Source organism: Mycobacterium sp. MAC_080597_8934 (assembly GCF_000523975.1).
GTDB lineage: Bacteria > Actinomycetota > Actinomycetes > Mycobacteriales > Mycobacteriaceae > Mycobacterium > Mycobacterium avium.
Window position 1 is genome coordinate 43085 of sequence record NZ_JAOS01000054.1, and the last position, 23330, is coordinate 66414.

21 protein-coding genes are annotated in these 23330 nt (G+C 69.3%); 7 read left to right on the top strand and 14 right to left on the bottom strand.

Annotated features, from left to right (window positions below):
* Positions 1-17: 17 nt before the first annotated feature.
* Positions 18-386: a nitrite reductase small subunit NirD gene (nirD, locus tag NF20_RS24000; RefSeq protein WP_009979610.1), complete on the top strand. Its 369-nt coding sequence runs from the start codon at positions 18-20 to the stop codon at positions 384-386.
* A gap of 4 nt (positions 387-390) precedes the next feature.
* On the opposite strand, the gene NF20_RS24005 is transcribed toward nirD, so the two are convergent.
* The 8 genes from NF20_RS24005 to NF20_RS24040 all read right to left on the bottom strand — a co-directional run bounded on the left by NF20_RS24005 (position 391) and on the right by NF20_RS24040 (position 8029).
* The gene (locus tag NF20_RS24005; protein ID WP_003874027.1) at positions 391-843 is read right to left on the bottom strand and encodes a hypothetical protein; all 453 of its coding nucleotides are present in this window, start codon (positions 841-843) and stop codon (positions 391-393) included.
* 31 nt (positions 844-874) lie between these two features.
* Positions 875-1642 carry a sirohydrochlorin chelatase gene (locus tag NF20_RS24010; RefSeq protein ID WP_033717538.1) on the bottom strand — a complete coding sequence of 256 codons (768 nt, stop codon included), beginning with the start codon at positions 1640-1642 and terminating at the stop codon, positions 875-877.
* Positions 1633-2784, bottom strand: coding sequence for a uroporphyrinogen-III synthase (locus tag NF20_RS24015; RefSeq protein WP_010950070.1), 1152 nt, complete (start codon positions 2782-2784; stop codon positions 1633-1635). The genes NF20_RS24010 and NF20_RS24015 overlap by 10 nt, the downstream gene beginning before the upstream one ends.
* Before the next feature lie 89 nt (positions 2785-2873).
* Entirely contained in the window at positions 2874-4265 is a 1392-nt protein-coding gene (locus tag NF20_RS24020; RefSeq protein ID WP_033710765.1) for an MFS transporter, read from the bottom strand.
* Between the two features lie 408 nt (positions 4266-4673).
* Complete coding sequence (locus NF20_RS24025; protein WP_003874022.1) at positions 4674-5585, bottom strand: 5-oxoprolinase/urea amidolyase family protein; 912 nt, start codon at positions 5583-5585, stop codon at positions 4674-4676.
* A gap of 19 nt (positions 5586-5604) precedes the next feature.
* On the bottom strand, positions 5605-6279 hold the full coding sequence (locus tag NF20_RS24030) for a 5-oxoprolinase subunit B family protein (protein ID WP_003874021.1): 675 nt from the start codon (positions 6277-6279) through the stop codon (positions 5605-5607).
* 100 nt (positions 6280-6379) lie between these two features.
* The gene (locus tag NF20_RS24035) at positions 6380-7387 is read right to left on the bottom strand and encodes an ABC transporter substrate-binding protein (protein ID WP_010950072.1); all 1008 of its coding nucleotides are present in this window, start codon (positions 7385-7387) and stop codon (positions 6380-6382) included.
* Between the two features lie 57 nt (positions 7388-7444).
* The gene (locus NF20_RS24040) at positions 7445-8029 is read right to left on the bottom strand and encodes a TetR family transcriptional regulator (RefSeq protein ID WP_003874019.1); all 585 of its coding nucleotides are present in this window, start codon (positions 8027-8029) and stop codon (positions 7445-7447) included.
* Positions 8030-8307: 278 nt separating this feature from the next.
* On the opposite strand from NF20_RS24040, the gene NF20_RS24045 reads away from it, so the two are divergent.
* Positions 8308-9699 carry an MFS transporter gene (locus tag NF20_RS24045; RefSeq protein WP_033710764.1) on the top strand — a complete coding sequence of 464 codons (1392 nt, stop codon included), beginning with the start codon at positions 8308-8310 and terminating at the stop codon, positions 9697-9699.
* On the opposite strand, the gene NF20_RS24050 is transcribed toward NF20_RS24045, so the two are convergent.
* Positions 9696-10976: a DNA polymerase domain-containing protein gene (locus NF20_RS24050; protein WP_033710763.1), complete on the bottom strand. Its 1281-nt coding sequence runs from the start codon at positions 10974-10976 to the stop codon at positions 9696-9698. The genes NF20_RS24045 and NF20_RS24050 overlap by 4 nt on opposite strands.
* A gap of 57 nt (positions 10977-11033) precedes the next feature.
* Here NF20_RS24050 and fadD2 point away from each other — a divergent pair, with 57 nt between their 5' ends.
* Entirely contained in the window at positions 11034-12719 is a 1686-nt protein-coding gene (fadD2, locus tag NF20_RS24055; RefSeq protein ID WP_009979599.1) for a long-chain-fatty-acid--CoA ligase FadD2, read from the top strand.
* On the opposite strand, the gene NF20_RS24060 is transcribed toward fadD2, so the two are convergent.
* The 4 genes from NF20_RS24060 to NF20_RS24075 all read right to left on the bottom strand — a co-directional run bounded on the left by NF20_RS24060 (position 12716) and on the right by NF20_RS24075 (position 18109).
* The gene (locus NF20_RS24060; RefSeq protein WP_033710762.1) at positions 12716-13081 is read right to left on the bottom strand and encodes a hypothetical protein; all 366 of its coding nucleotides are present in this window, start codon (positions 13079-13081) and stop codon (positions 12716-12718) included. The genes fadD2 and NF20_RS24060 overlap by 4 nt on opposite strands.
* Positions 13082-14111: 1030 nt before the next feature.
* Positions 14112-16313, bottom strand: coding sequence for an acyl-CoA dehydrogenase (locus NF20_RS24065; protein WP_033710761.1), 2202 nt, complete (start codon positions 16311-16313; stop codon positions 14112-14114).
* Between the two features lie 90 nt (positions 16314-16403).
* The gene (locus tag NF20_RS24070; protein ID WP_175417487.1) at positions 16404-17546 is read right to left on the bottom strand and encodes an alpha/beta hydrolase; all 1143 of its coding nucleotides are present in this window, start codon (positions 17544-17546) and stop codon (positions 16404-16406) included.
* Positions 17543-18109, bottom strand: a complete 567-nt coding sequence (locus NF20_RS24075; protein WP_162151401.1) for a TetR/AcrR family transcriptional regulator — start codon at positions 18107-18109, stop codon at positions 17543-17545. Before NF20_RS24075 ends, NF20_RS24070 begins: the two co-directional genes overlap by 4 nt.
* 184 nt (positions 18110-18293) lie before the next feature.
* Here NF20_RS24075 and NF20_RS24080 point away from each other — a divergent pair, with 184 nt between their 5' ends.
* The 4 genes from NF20_RS24080 to NF20_RS24095 all read left to right on the top strand — a co-directional run bounded on the left by NF20_RS24080 (position 18294) and on the right by NF20_RS24095 (position 22665).
* Positions 18294-18875, top strand: a complete 582-nt coding sequence (locus NF20_RS24080; RefSeq protein ID WP_009979593.1) for a VOC family protein — start codon at positions 18294-18296, stop codon at positions 18873-18875.
* 25 nt (positions 18876-18900) lie between these two features.
* Complete coding sequence (locus NF20_RS24085; protein WP_011726312.1) at positions 18901-19449, top strand: hypothetical protein; 549 nt, start codon at positions 18901-18903, stop codon at positions 19447-19449.
* A gap of 385 nt (positions 19450-19834) precedes the next feature.
* Positions 19835-21310 (top strand): condensation domain-containing protein, encoded by a 1476-nt coding sequence (locus tag NF20_RS24090; RefSeq protein WP_011726311.1) that lies wholly within the window; start codon positions 19835-19837, stop codon positions 21308-21310.
* A 2-nt stretch (positions 21311-21312) separates the two neighbouring features.
* Entirely contained in the window at positions 21313-22665 is a 1353-nt protein-coding gene (locus tag NF20_RS24095; protein ID WP_011726310.1) for a hypothetical protein, read from the top strand.
* On the opposite strand, the gene NF20_RS24100 is transcribed toward NF20_RS24095, so the two are convergent.
* Positions 22662-23324: a TetR/AcrR family transcriptional regulator gene (locus NF20_RS24100; protein WP_009979585.1), complete on the bottom strand. Its 663-nt coding sequence runs from the start codon at positions 23322-23324 to the stop codon at positions 22662-22664. The two genes, NF20_RS24095 and NF20_RS24100, sit on opposite strands and share 4 nt — an antisense overlap.
* Positions 23325-23330 lie beyond the last annotated feature (6 nt).

Genomic DNA, 23330 nt, shown 5'->3' on the forward strand with positions numbered 1-23330 from the left:
AGGAACTGGGAGATAACATGACACTTCTCAACGACATTCAGGTGTGGACGAGCGCATGCTCCTACGACCACCTCATCCCGGGCCGCGGTGTCGGGGTGCTGCTCGACGACGGTTCCCAGGCGGCGCTGTTCCGGCTCGACGACGGCACGGTGCGCGCGGTGGGCAACGTCGACCCGTTCTCCGGGGCGGCCGTGCTGTCCCGCGGCATCGTGGGCGACCGCAACGGCTGCCCGACGGTGCAGTCGCCCATCCTCAAGCAGGCGTTCTCCCTCGAAGACGGTACCTGCCTGGACGATCCGAGCGTTTCGGTGCCGGTGTACCCGGTGCGCATCACCGCCGACGGCTACGTTCAGGTGGGCCGCGACTACCAGCCGCGGGCGGCCTGAGCGGTCACCGGGTGATGTCGCCGACCAGGTAGCGCTGCATAGTCGGCCCGATCGCGTCGACGATGGCGTCCACCGACATCGAATGCAGCGGCTCCGAGCGGATGCCGTAGCGCATGATGCCCAGGCCCACCAGCTGGGAGGCGCACAACGAGGCCCGGACGGCCACCTTGTCGGCGCCCAGGATTCTCAGCAGCGGGCCGAAGACCGGGCCGATGAACATGCCCTGCACGATTTCGGCGGTCTTTGCCATCCCGGTGGACGCGATGGCGCTGGCCGCGAACGGCCCGCCGCCGGCGGCGTCCCACGTGGTGATCAGCATCCGCAACGTGCGCCGGCCTACCTGGTTGACGCCCCCGGTGACGATCCGGTCGATGAATTCCGGTGTGCCGAAGGGCAACCGCAGCATCTTGGCCACGGGGTCGAGAAGCCCGTGCGACGGCTCTTCGCGGCGGGGCATGGTGTCAGGATCGCCGGTCGTGGGGCAAAGATCAAGGAACCGGCCGCGTGGCGGGCGCGTGGGCGCGCTGGTGCGGACCCGTTCGGCGGGACGCGTGCCGGGCGGTGGCGGCGAGCACCGGCGGCAGGGCGCGGCGGAATCTGTTCGCGATCAGCCGCGCCAGCCCTGGATGTGTGCTCAGCGGCGCACTGACCAGATCGGCGCCGCAGCCGTGCAGCCGCTGTTGGAACAGCCCGTCGGCCAGCAGGTAGGAGGCGACGACCACGCGCCGCCGTTGCGGCGGCATGCGGCCGGGCCGGCGACCGCCTCGCCAGCGGCGGGTCCCGGTGGCCGCGAACCCGAGGGTGACGCGTGATCCGGTCAGCGCCGACAACCACGTCGCCGCGGTGTGCAGGTCGGCCCGCGCCTTGTCGTCGGAGGTGCCCGCCGCCGCCAGCACCACCGAATCGTTTGGGCGCCAACCACATTCGAGCAGTTGATCGCCGACGATCCGGGCGATCTGGCCGCTGGGCCCCAGCGCCGGGGTGACTGTGACGTTCGGGTGTCCGCTGGGCGCGACGTGGGCTGGCAGATCGGCGCGGACGTGATAACCGCGCGACAGGAAGGCCGGCACCACGATGGCGGGCCGGCCGGCCGCCCGGGCCGCGGCCAGGACCTCGCTGGGGGTCGGCCCCACCACGTCCACGAACGCCACCTCGACGCGGCCGCCGACGAGCGTACTCACTTGCGCCGCAAGGCCTTCGATCATCGCCACACCGCCCGGCCGGCGGGTGCCGTGCGCCACCAGGATCAGTGCCATGCCGATCCGTCCGGGGTGTCGATCGCCAGCCGGTAGCCGCGCTTGACCACCGTCGCGATGATGTTCTTGTCGCCCAGCGCCGTTCGCAGCCGCAGCACGGCCGTGTCGACGGCGTGCGGGTCGTTGCTGTTGCCGGGAAGCACCCGCAGCAAGTCGTTGCGCGCGACCACGTCACCGGGGCGCGCCGCCAGCGCGCGCAGCGTCGCCATGGCCGACCCGGACAGCGACTTGACCGCGCCGTCGACCAGCACACAGGTGCCGCGGATCTCGATCTGGTGCCCGGCCGCCCGCAACGTGCACGAGCGCAGCGGCGGCAACTCCTGGGCGATGTGACGGGCCAACGCCCCCAACCGCATCCGCTCCGGCGACGACGTCGGCACACCCGCGCGGATCAACGGCTGCGCGGTCACCGGCCCCACGCACATGGCGTGTACGTCGCTGCGAAGTGCTTGCAGCAGTTGGTCTTCGATGCCCAGCTCGCGGCTGCGCTCCAGCAGCGCCGCGCCGGCGGGCGCCGAGGTGAAGGTGACCGCGTCGAACTGCCGCCGCGCCACGGAGGCGACGAGTTGGTCGAATTCTCCGCCGGCCGGTGTCGGCTTCCAGCGGTAGACGTGGATGGGCATCACCTGCGCGCCGGCCGAGCGAAGCCCATTGATGAACTCCGGGAAGGGATCCCAGCCGTCGGCCGCGCCGTGCAGCTGCACCGCGATCCGCTTGCCGGCCACACCGGAGTCGAGCAGGTAGCGCAACACCTCGCGCGACGATTCGGATTTCGGCGACCACTCCTCGTGCAGCCCGGCGGCGCGCAACGCGCCCGTCGCCTTGGGCCCGCGGGCCACGATCCGGGCCTGCGACAGCGCCGACAGCAGTTGGGGGGCCAGGCCCCAGCCGTCGGCCGCGGCGACCCAGCCGCGGAAGCCGATCCCGGTGTGCGCCACCAAGATATCGGGCGGTTGGGCGATCACCGCCTCGGTGTGGCGGTGCAGCTCCTGGTCCTCGGGCAGCGCGATGATGTTGATGGCGGCGGCGCTGGTGACTTCCGCGCCGTTGCGGCGCAGCAACGCGCACAGCTCCTCGGCCCGGTTCGCCGAGGTGACGGCGATCCGGTAGCCGGTGAGCGGCGCGGAGTCCGGCGGGGCCAGTTGCGGGGCCATATGAAGTGTGTATGCCTAGGACGTTTCCGTTGCGTTACCGAGCAATTGCTGTGGCATTGCCCCTGTTGCGAGTCCGCTCACAGCCGCGCGGCCTGGGTTTCGGGCAGCGAGATCCCGGGCGCAGTGACCGGCCGCCGCACGTACACCATCCAGGTCATGATGGCGGCGACGACGTAGGACGCCATGAACGTCCAGTACGCCGACGTCTCGGTTCCGGTGCTCAGGTAGGACTGGCGCAGCGCCAGGTTGATCGCCACCCCGCCGAACGCCCCGACCGCCGAGCAGATGCCGATCAGCGACCCCGCCATGGCGCGCGCCCATTGGCGGCGCTCGTCCTCGCTGGTGTCCCGGCCGCGGCTGCGGGCCTCGTAGACCGACGGGATCAGCTTGAACACCGAGCCGTTGCCCATGCCGGACAGGATGAACAGCACCATGAAGCCGACGACGTAGCCGATCATGCTGACCGAATGCGCGCCCGCGTGCTGGTCGTCGACGGTGCTGACGATCACCAGCAGGCCGGCCGCCAGGGTCATCGCGGCCAGCACGCCCAGCGTGACGCGGCTGCCGCCGACACGGTCGGCCAGCCGGCCGCCGTAGATCCGCGCCACCGAGCCCAGCAGCGGGCCGATGAAGGCCAGCTGGGCGGCGTGCAGCGCGGCATGCTTGGCGCTTTCCCCGTTCTCCAGGAAGTTGACCTGCATCACCTGCCCGAAGGCGAACGAGAAGCCGATCCAGGAGCCGAAGGTGGCGATGTAGAGCAGCGAGATCACATGGGTGTCGCGTTCGAACAGGATCGAGCGCATGGTGCTCAGCTGGGTGCCGTGGTTGATGTCGTCCATGAACATCGCGGCGGCGATGGCCACCGCGGCCAGGAACACCAGATACACCGCGCACACCCAGTACGGGGCCTGGTGTCCGGCGGTGGCCAGCACCAGCAGGCCGACCAGCTGGATCACCGCCACCCCCAGGTTGGCGACGCCGGCGTTGACGGCCATGGCCGCGCCCTTGAGCCGCTGCGGATAGAACGCGTTGACGTTGGCCAGAGACGCCGCATAGTTGCCGCCGCCCAGCCCGGTCAGGGCGGCGCACAGCACGAAAAGCCACAGCGGCAGACCGGGATTGGCCAGCAAGACGATGGTGCCGACGGTGGGGATCAGCAATACGACCGCCGAGAAAGTCGTCCATTTGCGGCCGCCGAAGGCCGCGATGCCCAGGGTGTAGGGGATCCGGGCGCAGCCACCGACCAGGGTGGCCACCGCGCCCAGCAGCAGCTTGTCGCCGGCGGAGAAGCCGTACACGGCCGCGGGCATGAACAGCGCCATCACCGGCCACAGGGTCCAGATCGAAAACGCCACGTGGTCACCGGCGATGGTGCACAGCAGGTTGCGACGGGCGATCCTTTTGTTGCCGGCCTCCCAGGCCGCTGCGTCTTCCGGATTCCAGTCCGTGATGCGGTGGTCGCGGCCCATCCGATCGTCACCTTTCCTCGAAGAAGACGCGCCGTTGTCGTCCGCTCGCCGTCGAAACCCGTTGGGCGCGTTCGGGTATGGCGCCCATCGGACGGCGTCGTCGAGCCAGGTGGCACCGCGCTCACCCGGGGTATCGGGAAAGCTGTTGCCGAGCCTGGCTTTCGACGCCTGTGTGGGCACCCCGAATGAAGAGGCGTGCCCCGCCGTGTTTTCCGATGCTCACACTTTGGACGCGAGCGGGTCAACCGGAACGGGCCGATATCCGCTGTCAGTTGATTACCAGTTGTCTGGTAAATCCCTGAAGGGTCGGTCGGCGCGGGTCAGCGGCGAATGCACAGCGGCGCCAAGTGATTTCGTCCAGAGACGGCGGCCGGTGTGAGCTGGGCAATAGTTTGTGCGCGAGCGGCGTCAGGCGAACGGCCAACTTGCGGCGCCGGCGTGGGCGCCGGCCAGCGCCCGCGGCCGCGCCCAGTGCAGCCGCACGTATTGGCCGGGCCGCACCTGGGCGATCTTGTCGACGTCCTCGTCGGTGACCACGCCGACCACCGGGTAGCCGCCGGTGACCGGATGGTCGGGCCCCAGGATCACCGGTAAACCGTTGGGCGGCACCTGGATTGCGCCGCGGGTGGTGCCCTCGCTGGGCAGCTGCCGGTCCGGGTAGCGGTGTTGCAGGGGGCGACCCTCCAGCCGCATGCCGACGCGGTCGCTGCGGTCGGAGGCCATCCAGATCGTGTGCACCAGTGCGTCGGGATTGACCAACCAGTCGTCGCGCGGCCCCGGCACCACCTGCAGTTCCATCAGATGCCCGGTGATGGCCGCCACCGGCGCCTGGTCCAGTTCGGGATAGTCCTGCGTGTGTTCCCCGATCGGCAGCCGGTCTCCGGCCCGCAGCGGCGCCGGGCCGATGGCCGACATCACGTCGTAGCTGCGCGAACCCAGCACCGGGTCCACGCAGATGCCGCCACGGACCGCGAGGTAGCTGCGCAGCCCGGCGCGGGGCGTGCCCAACGCGATCACCTGGCCGTCGCGCACATGCTGAATGCTGTTGCTGCCGAACTCGATTCCGTCGACCGTGGGATCCGCGTCGGCCCCGGTCACCGCGATGTCGACGTCGCCGCCGCGGACCCGGGCCGCGAAACCGCCGAAGGTCACCTCCACGGTGGCGCGGTCGTCGGGGTTGGCCACCAGCCGGTTGGCCAGCTTGTGCGCGCGCCGGTCGGCGGCTCCGGACCGGCTGACGCCGAGGTGGGCCAGGCCCGGCCGGCCCAGGTCTTCGACGACGGCCAGCGGCCCGGTGCGCAGTATCTCCAGGAATGGCACAGCTGTCTCCTTAGCGAGGCTAGACGGCCCGGAACTGAACCCACATGCCCTGCGTCAGCAGGGCCGGGTTGGGTCGCTGCAGATCCCACAGCACCGCGTCGGTGTGCCCGATCAGCTGCCAGCCACCGGGCGACCGGCGGGGATAGATCGCGCTGAATTCACCGGCCAGCGCCACCGAGCCGGCAGGCACGGCGGTGCGCGGCTCGGCGCGCCGCGGCACCCGCAGCCGCGGGTCGCCGTCCACCAGGTACGCGAAACCCGGTGCGAATCCACTGAATCCGACCTGCCACGGGGTGCCGGTGTGGGCGTCGATCAGCTGCGGGATGGTCAGTCCGGTGTGTTCGGCGACCTCGGCCAAATCCGGGCCGTCGTAGACGACGTCGATGACCACGTCGGCGTGGCGCTCGGCGGGCGGGGTGGACGCGGCGGTGACGTTCATCTTGCGCAGCCGCTGCCGGAGGAGGCCTTGCCGGCCGGGGTCGTCGAGCTTGACCAGCACCGTGCGGGCCGCAGGCACGATGTCGACCACGCCGGGCAGCGCCGCGGCGCGCAGCGCCTGCGCCCACGCCAATACCTCTGCGGTACTGCCGCATTGCACCATCAGCGCTCGATCGCCGTAGTCCAGCACGGCGTTGCCGACCAGGGCTGTCGGCAGGTGGTGGGCCAGGTCGCCGCTAAGATCCGTCACGCTCATTACTCGACGGTAACCCCGGGATCGCGGCCCGTGCGAGGGGTGGCCGACGGATTTTCGAGCACTGCCAGAGCTGCCTTAGCAAACGCTCAAACAGCCGCGACTAGCCCAGGATCTTGGTCAGCTGCGGGGGCAGCTGGTCGGCGATCACCGGGTAGCTCAGCGGGGACGCGAAGGCGATCGCACCCGCCTGGTCCTTGGTGGTGAAGATGTGCCGGTTCTGTGCGGTGGTCAGCGACCCGGCCACCTCGGGGTCGGCCAGCAGCGCCTTTTGGTCGTCGGGGTTCTGGGTCGTCCAGATCACCACGTCGGCGGATTCCAGCACCGATTTGATGTGGTCACGCGGGATGACGGCGCGCTGATCGGTGCCGAACGGTTTGATGCTGTCGGCGATGACCAGCCCCATCTGGTTGAGGAAGTCGGTGCGCCAGCCGGCCATGGTGGCCACCACGGTGCCCTGCCACAGCGCCCCGTGCATCAGCAGCGCCTTCTTGCCGGTCCATTGCGGGTTCTTCTTGCCGATATCGGTGAACTTCTGGTCGACGCCGGCGACCAACGACTTCATCTTCTCGGCCGCGAACACCGCCTGGCCGACGGCGGCGGCCTGCTCCTTCCACGGTTCGAAGAAGGCGTCCCCGTCCGATTGCGCCACGGTCGGGGCGATCGCGGACAGCTTCTGGTAGGTGTCGGCGTCCAGCCCCGCGTTGATGGCCACGATCAGATCCGGTTTGAGACCGGCGATCTGGTCGACCGGGATGCCGTTGTCCAGGTTCAGCACGGTGGGCTGGGCCCCGCCGAGTTTGTCTGCGGCCCAAGGCCACACCGCGAACGGCTGGTCACCGAACCAGTTGGTCACCGCGATCGGCACCACGCCCACGGCGAGCAGGTCGTCCTGCTCGGTGTAGCCGGCGCTGACGACGCGCTTGGGCGGTTCCTTGACGACGGTCTGGCCGAACAGGTGGGTGACGGTCACCGATCCCGGCCCGGCGCCCCCCGGGGGCGGCTGGTGTGCCGAGCACCCCGCCGACAGCCCGGCCGCACCGGCCGTCGCGGCCACGCCGGCTGCCCCTGCGAGCTGCAAGAATCCCCGTCGATTCCATCCCTGTCGCATCGCGTGAGAGTATCGCGTTCCGCCCCCACACACCCATCGCCGCGCTGGTGAGGCCGCTCAGTCCAGCGGCATCCCGGCGTCCATGAAATCCAGTGCCCGGTAGATGGTCTCGGGCGTGGTGGGGGCGCTGTCAAAGGCCGCCATCATGGCGCCGGTCAACGCCCCGGCGAACACCCGGACCTCGAAATCGTCTGCGGCCCGGCCGATCCGATGCGCGATCGCCTCGGCGGCGACGGTCACGGTGCGGTAGTACTCGTCGTACATGGCTGCCTTGAGCTCGGGGATGGAGAACATCAGCCGCTGCCGGGTGCTCTCGAACTCCAGCTGGTCGTCGGGCAGCTGGGACAGCACCGTCGCATAGGCCCGGCGGAACGCCTGCGGCAGCGACAGCTCGCGCGGCTGCGCCTTGAGGGCGTCCAGGATCAGCGGGTCCAGGTCGTCGGCCAGCAGCAGCGACTCCTTGGACCCGAAGTAGCGGAAGAAGGTGCTCGGCGACACGTCGGCGGCCTCGGCGATCTGTTCGACGGTGGTCGCGGCGTAGCCGTTCTGCTCGATGAGGCGAAACGCCTCGCGCCTGATGGCCTGGCGGGTCTTGATCTTCTTGCGCTCCCGCAGGCCCGGGGGAGCCTCACTGGCCGGCATGGGCCGATTCTCCCGCATCGGCGCCGGCCCGCGCCCGCAGCACGGCCACGCGTTGCGAAGTTCTGACAAAGCCTTGCGGGCCGTTGCGATTTCTGCGTAGCGCCGGCGTAACTGTGCACACCACGACCGGTAACACCGCCTCTTTAGCGTCGAGTGGTCACTGCCCGCGCCCGGCGAGACGGGCGCCCTGATGAGACCCGCGCCCGGTGAAACGGGCGCCCTGATGAGACCCGCGCCCGGTGAAACGGGCGCCCTATGAGACAGGGGAGACCCACCGGATGACCACGACCATCACCCCGGTACCGCAGCCCGCGGCGGCGCCCGAGCGGCACAAGGGGCGGCACTGGATCGACGACTGGCGGCCCGAAGACCCCGAATTCTGGGAGACGACGGGCAAGGCGATCGCCCGCCGCAACCTGATCTTCTCGATCTTCGCCGAGCACGTCGGGTTCAGCGTGTGGATGCTGTGGAGCATCGTGGTGGTGCACATGACGGCCGGACCGCACGGGCACCCGTCGGCGTCCGGGTGGGCGCTGACCGCCAGCCAGGCGCTGTGCCTGGTGGCCGTGCCCAGCGGGGTCGGCGCCTTTCTGCGGCTGCCCTACACGTTCGCCGTCCCGGTGTTCGGCGGCCGCAACTGGACGACCATCTCGGCGGCCTTGCTGCTGATCCCGTGCCTGCTGCTGGCGTGGGCGGTCAGCCATCCCGGCATCCCGTTCGGGGTGCTGGTGGCGATCGCCGCGACCGCCGGGTTCGGCGGCGGCAACTTCGCCTCGTCGATGGCCAACATCTCCTTCTTCTACCCGGAGAAGGACAAGGGCTGGGCGCTGGGGCTCAACGCGGCCGGCGGCAACATCGGCGTGGCGGTGGTGCAGAAGGTCATCCCGCCCGTCGTGATCGCGGGCGGCGGCGTGGCGCTGTCCCGGGCCGGGCTGTTCTACGTGCCGCTGGCGGTCGTGGCTGCGGTGTGCGCGTTCCTGTTCATGAACAACCTGACCGAGATCAAGGCCGACGTGAAGCCGGTGTGGCAGTCGCTGCGCCACGCCGACACCTGGATCATGTCGCTGCTCTACATCGGCACCTTCGGATCCTTCATCGGCTACTCGGCCGCCTTCCCGACCCTGCTCAAAACGGTGTTCGGGCGCGGCGACATCGCGCTGGCGTGGGCGTTTCTGGGCGCCGCCATCGGGTCGGTGATCCGGCCGCTGGGCGGCAAGCTGGCCGACCGGGTCGGCGGGGCGCGGATCACCGCGGCCAGCTTCGTGATGCTGGCCGTCGGCGCGGCGGCTGCGCTGTGGTCGGTGAAGGCGGTGAACCTGCCGGCCTTCTTCGCCAGCTTCATGTTCCTGTTCGTCGCGACCGGCATCGGCAACGGTTCGACCTACCGGATGATCTCGCGGATCTTCAAGATCAAGGGCGAGCTGGCCGGGGGCGATCCCGACACCATGGTGACGATGCGCCGCCAGGCCGCCGGCGCGCTGGGCGTCATCTCGGCGGTGGGCGCCTTCGGCGGGTTCATCGTGCCGCTGGCCTACGCCTGGTCGAAGTCGCAGTTCGGCAGCATCGAACCCGCGCTGCGCTTCTATGTGGTGTTCTTCCTGGGCTTGCTGGCCGTCACCTGGTACAGCTACCTGCGCAAGCACAACGCGATCACCCGGGTCGGCATCTAGCCCCAGGACGGTTTCTGCCGGCCGCCGTATCCCTGCCAGGGGGAGTAGTCGGCGATCAGCTCCTCCTGCGGTGGGCGCTGGTCCTCGGGGATGTGCTGCAGGTTGATCCGGATCCGGTACCAGATCGAGCTGGGCCCGCGCATCCCGTCGACCAGGACGTCGGCCGGCTGCAGCCGGGCGGCGGCCTCCGGATGGCGGTCGCGCCAGACATCCAGCGCCGCCATCGCCTCGTCCCTCGTCTTGGTGCGGGCGACCTCGATCAGCGGCATCGAGGACCGGCGCCGGCCGCCGGATCGTGTCCCGGCGCCCTTCGGCGCCCGCTCCGGCGGACCCAGCTCCTCGGCCAACACCAGCAGCCGGTCGAGGTCGCCGACGGCGTCGTCCATGCCCGCCCACGGGTCGCCGATCTCGGCCAACCGGGCAGGCACGGTGTCGATGGTGAACGCCTCGGGCCGGCAGCCGGCCACCTCGTCCCAGCGCAACGGCGTCGACACCCGGGCGTCCGGGGTCGCCCGCACCGAGTAGGCCGACGCGACGGTGCGGTCCTTGGCGTTCTGGTTGAAGTCGACGAACACCCCCTCGCGCTCCTCCTTCCACCAGCGGCTGGTCGCCGCCTCGGGCGCGCGCCGCTCCACCTCGCGGGCCACGGTCTGCGCGGCCAGCCGCACCTGGCGGAACTCCCAGCGCCGGGCGATGCGGGCATAGATGTGGAAGCCGCGCGACCCGGACGTCTTCGGCCACGGGGTCAGGCCGTAGTCCTCGAGCACCTCGCGGGCGACCAGCGCGACGTCCACGATCCGCCGCCAGGACACCCCGGGCATCGGATCCAGGTCGACGCGCAGCTCGTCGGGGTGGTCGAGGTCGTCGGCCAGCACCGGGTGCGGGTTCAGGTCGACACAGCCAAGGTTGATCACCCAGGCCAGCCCGGCGGCGTCGTGGATGACCGCTTCGGCGGCGGAAGTGCCTCGCGCATAACGTAATTCGGCGACGTCGACCCAGTCCGGCCGGTTCGCCGGGGCGCGTTTCTGGAACACCGCCTCTTGCGTGATGCCCTTGACGAAGCGCTTCAGGATCATCGGGCGCCCGGCCACACCGCGCAGTGCGCCGTCGGCCACGGACAGGTAATAGCGGACCAGGTCGAGTTTGGTGTACGGGCCGGCAGCAGAACCGGTGGTTTCGCCGCCGCCGGCGCGGGGGAACACCACCTTGTCCGGATGGGTGATGGTGACCCGCCGCCCGGCCACCTCCAGCGAAACCGGACGGGTCATGTGGTTCATGCTAATTCGCCAGAATTTCTGGCCGTACTGAGACGGACGTCACATATGGTGGATTCCATGCCTAACCTCCTTGGCCTGCCCGGTCAGGCCACCAAAGCGGTAGCCAAAGTTCAGCAGTATGTCGAACGTGGCTCCGCTGAACTGCACTACCTGCGCCGGATCATCGAGTCGGGCGCATTCCGGCTGGAGCCGCCGCAGAACTACGCCGCGATGGCCGCCGACATCTACAAGTGGGGCGAGTTCGGCATGCTGCCGTCGCTCAACGCCCGCCGGACCCCCGACCGGGCGGCGGTGATCGACGAGGAGGGCGAACTCAGCTACGCCGAGCTGGACCGGGCCGCGCACGCGGTCGCCAACGGTCTGATCGCCAAGGGCGTCAAGGCCGGCGACGGCGTGGCCATCCTGGCCCGCAACCACCGCTGGTTCCTGATCGCCAATTACGGTGCGGCCCGGGTGGGTGCCCGCATCATCCTGCTCAACAGCGAGTTCTCCGGCCCGCAGATCAAAGAGGTCTCGGAGCGCGAGGGCGCCAAGGTCATCATCTACGACGACGAGTACACCAAGGCGGTCAGCAAAGCCGAACCGCCGCTGGGCAAGCTGCGCGCGCTGGGCACCAATCCCGACGCGGACGAGCCGTCCGGCAGCACCGACGAGACGCTGGCCGAACTGATCGAGCGCAGCAGCTCCGAGCCCGCCCCCAAGGCGGACAGGCACGCCTCGATCATCATCTTGACCAGCGGCACCACCGGCACGCCCAAGGGCGCCAACCGCAGCACGCCGCCGACGCTGGCGCCGGTCGGCGGCATCCTGTCGCACGTGCCGTTCAAGGCCGGCGAGGTGACGTCGCTGCCGTCGCCGATGTTCCACGCCCTGGGGTACCTGCACGCGACCATCGCGATGTTTTTGGGTTCGACGCTGGTGCTGCGGCGCAAGTTCAAGCCGCCGCTGGTGCTGCAGGACATCGAAAAGTACCGGCCGACCGCCATGGTGGTGGTGCCGGTGATGCTGTCGCGGATCCTGGACACCCTGGAGAAGATGGACAAGAAGCCGGACCTGTCCAGCCTGCGGATCGTGTTCGTCTCGGGCTCGCAGCTGGGGGCCGAGCTGGCCGCCCGGGCGCTCAAGGACATCGGACCGGTCATCTACAACATGTACGGTTCGACCGAGATCGCGTTCGCCACCATCGCCGGGCCCAAGGACCTGGAACGCAACGCGGCGACGGTCGGTCCGGTCGTCAAGGGCGTGAAGGTCAAGATCTTCGACGACAACGGCAAGGAACTGCCCCAGGGCGAGGTGGGCCGGATCTTCGTCGGAAACACCTTCCCGTTCGCGGGCTACACCGGGGGCGGCAACAAGCAGATCATCGACGGCCTGTTGTCCTCCGGTGACGTCGGCTACTTCGACGAGCACGGCCTGCTCTACGTGAGCGGCCGCGACGACGAGATGATCGTCTCCGGCGGCGAGAACGTGTTCCCCGCCGAGGTCGAGGACCTGATCAGCGGGCATCCCGACGTGGTGGAGGCCACCGCGATCGGCGTCGAGGACAAGGAGTGGGGCCACCGGTTGCGCGCCTTCGTGGTGAAGAAGGAGGGCGCTGACCTGGACGAGGACACCATCAAGCACTACGTCCGCGACCACCTGGCCCGCTACAAGGTGCCCCGCGAGGTCATCTTCCTCGACGAGTTGCCGCGCAACCCGACCGGCAAGATCCTCAAACGCGAGCTGCGCGAGATGGAGGTCTAGCGGCGCTCTTTGATGGCCCGGGTGATCTGGGCGGTCAGCTTGGGGTCGACCAGCAGCTGGTCGATCAGCGCGGTGAGCACCTCCTGCCCGGTCACCCGGGCGACCCCCAGCCGGTCGGCGGCTTCGCGCTGCCAGATGTCGAGGGCCCGGTGGGTGGCCGCCGGCAGGTCCACGGTCCGGCGGGTGCGCTGGGTGCGGCCCGCCTGGTTGGCCGGCGGGGGGCTGGGCGCCCGCGGGCCGCCGGGCTGGCGGATGCTGGTGAGGCGCTCGGTGGGCGCGGCGTCTCCGGAGGGGCCGGCGGCTGGGGTGGGAGCGCGAAACGCGCCGCCGCTGGGTCCGCTGTGGCTGGGGTTGAAGTTCACTGCGGTGTCTTCCTCCGTGAGTGCCAATCAGTAAATCAGCGCTCGTTGCCTGTGTGTCAATACTGATTCTGTCACCGACGCCAGCCTAAGTCGCGTTGCCGGGCCGGGCATGTGGCGGGCCGGTGCCGCGCCGACGGCCGGCTGCGGCGGATCCGCCGAACCCGCTCGTCAAGCAAATTGCTGATGATAGCTGCGTGTGGGAGTAAACGCCGTTTTGGGTGGCGGTGGACGACCTCGGGACGACAACTTCGACAGCATTTCTTCCGCACATACGGCAATGGCATTAAACGTATATCAGTAGATACTCGGTGTCAGGGCCAGTACTTCAGTAGACGTCTATCTACCTGTGTGTATGTGTGCCACCTGAACCACGCGGGGTCAGTAATCGCGGATAAGCGGATCGGCGCAAATGCGTATAGAAACGCCGCAAAAAAGGTGGTAATTCGACACTCTTGTTATCCAATTCACAGCAAAGACAAGCCAATCCATCTTGTTTGCCGAGAAATGCGCGAGTAGCGTTCTGGGCATCAACCTCCGATAAATCCAAATCGTTGGAAGGACGCCCTCGATGATCTGCTCAGCATCGTCACACGGTGTCGTCGCGGGTGTCGCGGCGGCTGGGGCCGTGGTCGGCGCGCTGCTGTTCGGCGGCGCCCCGGCGGCTCAGGCCGCCCCCGCGCCGGCGCCTTCCACAAGTTTCGCCAGTGCCGGGCCGCACAGCGGACCGGGCCCCATTCCCGACGGTCCCGGTGGCCGCGGATGGGGAGGCCATGATGGTCGGGGACATGGCCCGTGGGGCCACGGTGGCTGGGGCCACGGTGGTTGGAACCGGGGCTTCTGGGCGCCCGGACACTGGTGGAACTGGTGGTGGTGACCACCATCTCCGCGCGGTGAACCGGTCATCGCCGACACGCCAACCCTCGGGATGACCGGACCGCGTAGTGGGGGGAACCATGCCGGCCTGGCATCAGCCAGGTCGGCATGGCCCTATTTCCAGACCTATTGTCCAGACCGTTTGCGGCGCAACGGTTTACGGGTCGCGGGGCAACCCCAGCAGCCGTTCGGCGATGATGTTCAGCTGCACCTCCGACGTACCGCCGTAGATGGTGGTCGCGCGGCTGGCCAGCAGGTACTCGCCCCACTTGCCGGGTAGCTGATCGGTGTCGCCGATCGCCGCGTCGGTGCCGAACGAGGACACCGCGAATTCGGCATAGCCCTGGCCGGTGCGCATCGACAGCAGTTTGGAGATCGCCGCCGAGGGCATCGCGTCGCCACCGGCCAGCGTCAGCAGCGTGGAGCGCAGGTTCAGCACCTTGGCCGCATGGCCCTCGGCGATCAGCTGACCCGCACGGTGCCGCGCAACCTGATCGAACTGCCCGTCGCGGACGAACTCGACGAACTGCGCCAGCGTGGCCAGAAAATTCGCCTCGCTGCTGCCGATCGAGACCCGCTCGGCGGTCAGCGTGTTGCGGCTGACCTCCCAGCCGCGGTTCACCTCACCCAGCACGCACTCGTCGGGCATGAACACGTCGTCGATGTAGACGGTGTTGAACATCGCGTTACCGGTCAGCTCGCGCAGCGGCTTGACGTCGACGCCGTCGCTGCTCATGTCCAACAGGAAGTAGGTGATGCCATTGTGTTTCGGGGCGTTGGGGTCGGTTCTGGCCAGCAGCGCGCCCCACTGCGCGAACTGCGCGGCGGTGGTCCAGATCTTCTGGCCGGTGATCCGCCAGCCGCCGTTGGTCCGGGTGGCCTTGGTGGACAGGCCGGCCAGGTCCGATCCCGCACCCGGCTCGGAAAACAGCTGGCACCAGATCATTTCGCCGCGCAACGTCGGCGGCAGGAAGCGTTGCTTCTGTTCGTCGGTCCCGTACGCCACGATCGACGGGATGATCCAGGTGGCGATCCCGGTCTGCGGCCGTTTGACCCGCCCGGCGGCGAACTCCTGGGCGATGATGATCTGCTCCACCGGGCCCGCACCCCGGCCCCACGGCTTGGGCAGGTACGGCAGCACCCAGCCGCCCTCGGCGAGGGCGACCTTGCGCTGCTCGCGGTCCATCGCCTTGAACGCCGCCACCTCGGCCCGGATCTCGGCCCGCAGCTTCTCGGTGTCGGGGTCAAGGTCGATGTCGACCGCGCGCATCCCGGTGCTGGTCGCGGTGTCCACCACCTGCTGCGGATAGTCCGAGCTGCGGCCGAACGAGGCGGCCAGCATCAGCGCCCGCCGGTAATAGACGTTGGTGTCGTGCTCCCAGGTGAAGCCGATCCCGCCGTGCACCTGGATGCAATCCTGCGCGCATCGTTGGGCGGCGGCCGGGGCCAGCGTGGCCGCCACCGCGGCGGCGAACTCGACGTGCGAACCCGCTGTGTCCCAATCCTTTTCGCGGGCCTCATCGAGCGCCCGGGCCGCGTCCCACACCGCCGCGGTGGCCCGCTCGGTGTCGGCGATCATTTCGGCGCACTTGTGCTTGATGGCCTGGAACTGGCCGATCGGCCGGCCGAACTGCTCGCGGATCTTGGCGTATTGCGACGCCGTGTCGGTCGCCCAGCGCGCGACGCCGATGGCCTCGGCGGACAGCAGCGTGGTCATCAGGGCGTGCGCGGTCGCCATGCTCAGCTTCGCCAACACCACGTCGTCGCCGACCTCGACGGCGTTGGCCCGCACGTCGGCGATGGGCCGCAGCGGGTCGATGCTTTTCACCGGTTCGATCTCGAGCTGCTCGGCGCGCAGCATCACCCACGCCTCGCCGCTGTCGATCGCCACCGGCAACACCAGCAGCGAGGCCTGCGCCGCGGCCGGCACCGCGCGCAGCTCGCCGCGGATCACCAACACATCACCCTGACGGGTCGCGGTCAGCGCACAGCAATTCAGGCCGTAGGCCGCGATCTGGGCGCCGGATGCCAGCTCGGAGAGCACCTTGGCGTCCGGGTCGTGCGCGGAGATCAGCGCACTGGCGATGGCCGACGGCACGAACGGGCCCGGTACCGCGCCGTAGCCGAATTCGGCCAGCACAATGGCCAACTCGAGGATGCCGAAGCCCTGCCCGCCCACCGACTCCGACAAATGGACGCCGTGCAGGCCCTGCTCGGCCGCCGCCTGCCAGTACGGCGGCGGGTTCTCCAGCGGCGTCTCCATCGCCCGGTGCAGCGTCTCGGACGGCGCGATGCGCGCCACCAGCGATCGCACTGAATCGGCCAGTTCTTGATGCTCGGGATTTATTGCGATCGGCATTGGTCGCCTTCCGTTGCTGCAGGACGCCGTTTCGGCCAAGTACCTTCCAAGCTAACAACCAGTGGGTTGGTCGACGACATGGGCCAGCGGCTAGCGCCACCGCTTGAAGATCCACCGCGCGATGAGATCGGCCTGCTCGCTGCGCGCCCCGGGCGTGGTGAAGTAGTGATCGGTGTCGATCGAGGCCCGCGTCTTGTCGGTGCTGGCCAGCGCGTCGAAGATGCGTTGCGCGTCAGAGGGAAACACCCCCGTGTCGGCCTCGGCGTTGATCACCAGCGCGGGGCAGCCGATGCGGGCCAGGTGCGGTTCGGCCCGGGTTTGCGCCACCCGCAGGCTCCACATGCTCAACCAGTTCCGCAGCGTGCACGCCGCGGCGATGCCGTGCGCGGAACGGTTCGCCTTGGCCGGGACACCCGCGTAGCACGTGTTGGGCTGGCGCTTGGTGGGCTCGATGGCCGGATCCACCATGCGGGGGTCGGCCCAGGTGCGCATCACCGAAAACGGGCGGTCCGAAAACCCCGCGGCGCGAATGCGTTTCAGCTCCTTTTCGGCCCAGTCGGTGATGGCGTGGTTGCGCGCGGTCTGCGCGGCCCGGTAGCGGGCGAGGAACTCCGGCGCATACGGCGGGCCGTTGCGCTCGTTGAACAGGTCGAGGTCGGCGTCGGTGGCGACGGGGTCGTTCTCGTCGACGACGGCGGCGTCCATCCAGGCGGTGAGCACCTCCGGGCGCCCCGGGTGCGCGGCGGTGGCCACATAGCCGTCGGCCGGCGGCAATTCGGTCAGCCCCGCCGCCGGACGCATCCCGTCCAGCGGGGTCACGTTCGGGTCGACGGCCTGCGACTGGTAGGCGGCCATCAGCGATCCGCCTCCCGAATTGCCCAGCAGCACAACGGTATCCACTCCCTGGACGTCGCGCAGCCAGCGCACACCGACGCCGATGTCGACCAGCGCGTGGTCGAGCAGGAAGCTGCTCTCGAAGCCGCGGAACCGGGTGTTCCAGCCGAGAAAACCGATGCCGCGGGTGGCCATGTAGTCCGCCAGATAGTGCTCGGAGAAGTCGATCTGGTAGTGCGTGGCGATCATCGCCACCTTCGGTTTGCGTCCCACGCCCCGGTGGTAGAGCCCCTGGCAGGGATGCCCGCCGGCGCCCGCGCGGCCGGCGGTGCGCGAGGGCAGCCCGACGAATTCCCGGATCACCCCGGCGCCGGTACGGCGACTCGATTCGCGACTCAACTCTGCGGCTCCTCCTCACGCCCGTAGATGGCCCGGTAATAGATGTTGGCCAGGGTTCGGATGCAGGCCTGGTCGTCGGGTTCCCCGGAGCGCGCGGAACCGAGCTGGATGTAGCAGAACTGGTTGAACATCGCCACGATCGCCTCGGCGATCAGCTGCGGGTCGTCGTCGCGGCAGTAGCCCCGGGCTTGTGCGCGCCGCACCGATTCGGCGATGAAAGAGATTGGTATCGCGCAGATTTCGGCCCAGTACCGAGCGAAGTCGTCGTTGACCATGGCCAGTTGTGACACGCTGATCACCTCGGCCAGCCGGTTGCGGTAGGTGTGCCAGTGGGCGGCGGCCGCGGTGTAGGCGCGGTCCCGATCGGACAGGCCGTGCCGGGTCGCCGACCGCGCCCGCTGATTAGCCTCGTCGCGGAAGCGCAGCGCCCACTGGCGCACCATCGCCTCCTTGGAGTCGTAGTAGTTGTAGAAGGACGCCGCCGAGCGGCCCGCCTCCGCGGCGATGTCGGCGATGGTGGTGGCCAGCACACCCTTGCGGGCGATGACGGTGCGGGCGGCCATGTCGATGGCGGCCCGGGTGCGCCTGCCCCGATGCGTGGGCAGCGCCGCGGGCCGGCCGGGCCGGTCAGCCGGGGATGCCGCGGTCGACACCTGCGCACCTCCCTGGGCCAAAACTGAATCTGATGTTAGATTCAGATTCGGGTCTTGGCCAGGATCGTCACCCGGGGACCGAGGGAGAAACCCGATGATCAAGCCGCACAACACCAACACCGAATTCGAACTCGGCGGGATCAACCACGTCGCCCTGGTGTGTTCGGACATGGCGAAAACCGTGGACTTCTACAGCAACGTGCTGGGCATGCCGCTGGTCAAATCGCTCGATCTGCCCGGCGGCGCTGGCCAGCACTTCTTCTTCGACGCCGGCAACGGCGACTGCGTGGCCTTCTTCTGGTTCGCCGACGCGCCCGACCGCGTCCCCGGCATCTCGTCGCCGGGCGCCATCCCCGGCATCGGCGATATCACCAGCGCGGTGAGCACCATGAACCACCTGGCCTTCCACGTGCCCGCCGAGAAGTTCGACGCCTACCGCCAACGGCTCAAGGACAAGGGCGTGCGGGTCGGCCCGGTGCTCAACCACGACGAAAGCCCGATGCAGGTCTCCGCGACCGTGCACCCCGGCGTCTACGTGCGCTCCTTCTACTTCCAGGACCCCGACGGCATCACCCTCGAGTTCGCTTGCTGGGTGAAGGAATTCGACAGCGGCGACGCTCGAGCGGTGCCCAAGACCGCGGCGGACCGCCGGCCCCGGGTGGGCGCCGGGCGCTGACGCCGCCGAGCCGGAGGATGGTGTCATGACCGACGGCATATTGACCGACGAACAGATCGCGGCGCTCACGCCCGAGCAACGGCGCGAACTCGTCTCCCGGCTGAAGCGGCCCCTGGGCGAAGTGATCGACCCGGAATATCTGGCCCGGATGCGGCGCATCCGGCTGAGCCTGATGATCGGCGGCTCCATGGCGATGATCCCGTGGCTCGGCTACCTGTCGGTGACGCTGCCGGAGAACTACGTCGCCCACAACTGGCCGATCACCTGGATCGGCTTCGACGTGCTGCTGGTCGGTTTCATGCTGGCCACCGCGGTGCTCGGCTACCTGCGCCGCCAGCTGCTCGGGCTCGCCGCGTTCACCACCGGCGTCCTGCTGATCTGTGACGCGTGGTTCGACCTGATGACCGCCGGGCCCAAGGACGTCTGGCTGTCGGTGATCACCGCGCTGCTGATCGAGGTGCCGTTGGCCGTCTTCATGATCCTGAGCGCGCTGCGCATCACCCGGCTCACCATGATGCGGCTGTGGCTGCTGCGCCCCGGCATGCGACTGTGGGACCTGCCGCTGTTCCCCTGACGTTCCGGCCGCCCAACGGTCAATCGTATCCCGAGTTACCGACCCGCACAGCGGACTTGGCGAGGACACCGCGCACGCGGGCGCCTGGCATCAGGATGGGGGACCTTTCGGGCAGGAGAGGTTACTGCACCGCCGGTGATTTCGCTGGGGAATGCGAGTCTTCACAAAACCGCCGAAATCTTCGCCTCCGTCAGCTAGCGTCACAGCAGCGACACAGGGGGCGCAAGCGACGGGGTGGTTCAGTCCGCCTCAGGGGTCGAGACCGTTGCCGATTTCCAGCGCGAAATCAAACCGATGATGTGCGAAAAGCCAAGCGCTCAATGCACTTTCGCAACCCCCGGCCGCACCGGAAGCGTCGGCTCACACAGAACCAGGATTCGAGGAAATGGTCGCACTCGGCAACATCAACGAATGGCAACCGCCGCACGGCCCGGTCACGATGTGGATGGCCGCGCCGGCCGCGCTCGAAGCCGCGCGCGCCGCGCGGCGAAGTGACCTGCCGCCGAGTTACCAACAGAACCAACACCTCTGGGCCGCCTACCACGGCAAGGTGCTGGACCGCCAGCTACCGCGGCTGATGGTCGTGGCGTGGGACATCCCCGGCGCCTGCGACATTGGCGCGATGACGGCGACCATCAACGCGCACCTGCACCGGCAGGACACCTACCACAGTTGGTTCGAGCACGACAACGGCGTCTTCGTGCGCCGGGTCATCGACCGTCCCGAGGACATCGACTACGTTGCGGTGCCGCTCGGGCAGATGAACGCCGACCAGGTGCGCACGCACGTGCTGACAAGCACTCCGCAGACCCTGGAATGGGGTTGCTTCACCTACGGAATCATCCAGCACGCAGAGTATTTCACCTTCTACGCCAGCGTCGACCACCTGCACATCGACGGTCTTTCGGCCGCCCTCATCTTCCTCGACATCCACCTGACCTATCAGGAGCTGGCCCATACCGGCCGGCTGCCCGCGGCGCTGCCGGAGATCCGCAGCTACCGCGACTACGCGGTGCGCCAGCGCGAGAAGGCCGCCGCGCTGACCTTGTCGTCGCCGGAGATCAAGGACTGGATCGAGTTCGCGCGCGACACCGATGGCGACTGGCCGAGTTTTCCGCTGCCCCTGGGCGACACGTGGGCCAGCAGCAAGGGCGACCTGCTGACCGTCGAGCTGATGGACGCCGCGGACACGGCGTCGTTCGACGCCGCCTGCCTGGCGGCCGGCGCCCGGTTCATCGGGGGAGTGCTGGCCTGCACGGCGCTGGCCGAACACGAATTGACCGGCAAGACGACGTATCACGGATTCACCGCCCGGGACACCCGCACACCCGGCGTCGACACCATGACCCTGGGCTGGTTCGCCAGCCTGATCCCGGTCACGGTGCCGACCGCGGGCGAAACGTTCGCCCAGGCGGCCAGGACGGCGCAGAAGTCGTTCGACGACGCCCAACGCCTGGCCGACGTGCCGGTGGAGCGGGTGCTGGAGCTGGCCACGCCGGACGAACTGGGTATCAAACTGCCCACCCAGCTGCCGATGATGTTGTCGTTCCTCGACTTCCGCAAGATTCCCCTCAACGGCCTGTGGGCCGAGACCAAGTTCGGCACCTACGGCGACAGCCTTTCGCACGGCGGGGTGAACATGTGGATCAACCGCCAGGCCGCGAACACCACGGTGACAATGTCGTTCCCGGACAACGCGATCGCCCGCGACTCGGTGCTGCGCTACATCGCCACGCTGATCCGGGTATTCACCCGCGTCGCCAGGCCCGCCGCGGACGAGCCCGTCATAGTTGTGCCCCAACCCGATTCGCACGAACCGGGCACCTCGGCGCCCACCGCGGACGACACCGAAGCGGCGTAATCATGAGCAACGTGCTGGATTTGGCCGACCAGACCCTGTTTCTCGGTGAGCGGGCGACGGGAGCCACCAGCCTGCTGCAATGCGTGTGGGTGTACGACCGCGCGATCGACCTGGCCGGGCTGAGGCGGTTCCACCGGCACCTGGGTGCCGGACGGCTGGCGCGGCGGATCGAGTGCTCCCCGTTGCCGTTCGGCCGTCATCGCTGGGTGTCGACCGGCGCGCAGGGCGCCCTCGAGGTGGTCGCGGTGCCGCGGCCGCGGGATGCCGTCGACGCCTGGCTAACCGAGCAGGCCGGCAGACGGCCGGACGCCGAGCACGGGCCCGGGTGGCACCTGGCGGTGTTGCCGCTGACCGACGGCGGCGCGGTGGTGAGCCTGGTCACCACGCACTGCCTGACCGACGGCGTCGGGTTGTGCGAGGCGCTGGCCGACGCGGCGCGCGGGCGCGCGGACACGGTCCGCTGGCCCGCGGCGGCGGCCCGGCCACGCTGGTCCGCGCTGGCCGAGGACGCACGCCAAACCGCCCGCGACACAGGCGATGTCGGCCGTGCGGTGCGTGCGGCGGCACGGATGCTGCGCCAGGGCCGCGGCGGCGCGGCGCTGGCGCGTGGGCGCGCGACCCGGCGGCGCGGCACCCAAGACCGCGTCACCGTCCCCGCGCAGACGATCTTCGTCGACGCCGACGAGTGGGACGCCCGCGCCCGGGCCCTGGGCGGCACCAGCAACGCGCTGCTCGCCGGACTGGCCGCCCGCCTCGCCCAGCGGGTGGGACGGGTCGCCCGCGACGGTTCGGTCACCGTCGGCATGCCGGTCAACGAACGCGTTGCCGGCGACACCCGCGCCAACGCCGTTACCAACGTCGACGTGCTGCTGGGACCCGCGGCGATCGGCACCGACCTGCGCGCGATCCGGGCCGCGGTCAAGCACGCCCTGGTCCGCCACCACGACCTGCCCGACGAGCGGTGGGCGTTGTTGCCGCTGGTTCCGCTGATCCCCAAGCGGGTGTTCCGGCGGCTGCTCGGCGTGGTCACCGGCGGCGCCACCACGGTGGTGTCGTCCAACCTCGGTGCGCTCGACCCGGCCGCCAACCGGCCGGACGGCACGGACGCCGACTATTTCGCGATGAGGTCGGTGTACCCGGGCGTGACCGACGCGACCATGCAGCGCACCAACGGAGCGCTGGCGCTGCTGTCGGGACGAGTGCACGACCGGGTCTTCGTCTCGGTCCTGGGCTACGAGCTGGGCCGGCAGAATTCGAACGAGGCGTTGCGGCAAGCCCTTTCGGGGGCGCTGAACGATTTTTCGCTGACCGGCGCGACGGGCTGGAATCCGGTCCGCGCGGTGGCAACCCGCTAGGACTGCGCGGGCGTTTCGGTGCGCCGGTACAGGGCCGGCTCGGCCAGCTCGTCGAGCAGCGCGGCGAGCTGGTCGACGAGCTGATCGGGCTCGAGACGCACCTCGCCGGCCAGCCAGGCGCTGATGGTCTGTGCCACGCCGCCGACCACGAAGTGGGCGGCCGCCTTGATCCGGTCGTTGGCCGGCATCCGTAGCGCGTCGCCCACGTGCTGGCCGGACAGCATCGCGAACAGCGCGCTGGACTCGGCGCGCTTGCGCACCACCACCGGATCGGCCAGCTGGGTGCTGAACAGCAGCCGGCCCACCCGGGCGTCCTCGGTGATGGTCCGCACGATGTTGGCCATGCCCGCGCGGGTCTGCTCGTGGGCCGGCACCGCCGTCACCGCGGCCTGCGTGGTCGCGGCCAGCTCGGCGACCACCCAGTCGAACACGCACGCCACGAATTGGTCCTTGTCGGTGAAGCTTTCGTAGAAGTAGCGCGCCGCCAGGCCGGCGCGGCGGCACACGCCGCGGACGGTGACCGCCGCAATGTTCTGCTGCTCGGCCCCCAGCAGGTCCAGCCCCGCGCCCAGCAGCCGGTTGCGCCGGGTGGCCAGCCGTTCGGCCGCCTCGACCCCGCGGTACGGCCGCGCGCCGGACGTCTGGCTCATGCACACCATCTTGAC

Bases quoted from the DNA above. Each gene is read 5' to 3' on its own strand.
- nirD (WP_009979610.1), top strand. From the start codon at position 18: ATGACACTTCTCAACGACATTCAGGTGTGGACGAGCGCATGCTCCTAC.
- NF20_RS24005 (WP_003874027.1), bottom strand. From the start codon at position 843: ATGCCCCGCCGCGAAGAGCCGTCGCACGGGCTTCTCGACCCCGTGGCC.
- NF20_RS24010 (WP_033717538.1), bottom strand. From the start codon at position 1,642: ATGGCACTGATCCTGGTGGCGCACGGCACCCGCCGGCCGGGCGGTGTG.
- NF20_RS24020 (WP_033710765.1), bottom strand. From the start codon at position 4,265: ATGGGCCGCGACCACCGCATCACGGACTGGAATCCGGAAGACGCAGCG.
- NF20_RS24030 (WP_003874021.1), bottom strand. From the start codon at position 6,279: ATGAGCGTGACGGATCTTAGCGGCGACCTGGCCCACCACCTGCCGACA.
- NF20_RS24035 (WP_010950072.1), bottom strand. From the start codon at position 7,387: ATGCGACAGGGATGGAATCGACGGGGATTCTTGCAGCTCGCAGGGGCA.
- NF20_RS24040 (WP_003874019.1), bottom strand. From the start codon at position 8,029: ATGCCGGCCAGTGAGGCTCCCCCGGGCCTGCGGGAGCGCAAGAAGATC.
- NF20_RS24045 (WP_033710764.1), top strand. From the start codon at position 8,308: ATGACCACGACCATCACCCCGGTACCGCAGCCCGCGGCGGCGCCCGAG.
- NF20_RS24050 (WP_033710763.1), bottom strand. From the start codon at position 10,976: ATGAACCACATGACCCGTCCGGTTTCGCTGGAGGTGGCCGGGCGGCGG.
- fadD2 (WP_009979599.1), top strand. From the start codon at position 11,034: ATGCCTAACCTCCTTGGCCTGCCCGGTCAGGCCACCAAAGCGGTAGCC.
- NF20_RS24065 (WP_033710761.1), bottom strand. From the start codon at position 16,313: ATGCCGATCGCAATAAATCCCGAGCATCAAGAACTGGCCGATTCAGTG.
- NF20_RS24075 (WP_162151401.1), bottom strand. From the start codon at position 18,109: ATGGCCGCCCGCACCGTCATCGCCCGCAAGGGTGTGCTGGCCACCACC.
- NF20_RS24080 (WP_009979593.1), top strand. From the start codon at position 18,294: ATGATCAAGCCGCACAACACCAACACCGAATTCGAACTCGGCGGGATC.
- NF20_RS24085 (WP_011726312.1), top strand. From the start codon at position 18,901: ATGACCGACGGCATATTGACCGACGAACAGATCGCGGCGCTCACGCCC.
- NF20_RS24090 (WP_011726311.1), top strand. From the start codon at position 19,835: ATGGTCGCACTCGGCAACATCAACGAATGGCAACCGCCGCACGGCCCG.
- NF20_RS24095 (WP_011726310.1), top strand. From the start codon at position 21,313: ATGAGCAACGTGCTGGATTTGGCCGACCAGACCCTGTTTCTCGGTGAG.
- NF20_RS24100 (WP_009979585.1), bottom strand. From the start codon at position 23,324: ATGGTGTGCATGAGCCAGACGTCCGGCGCGCGGCCGTACCGCGGGGTC.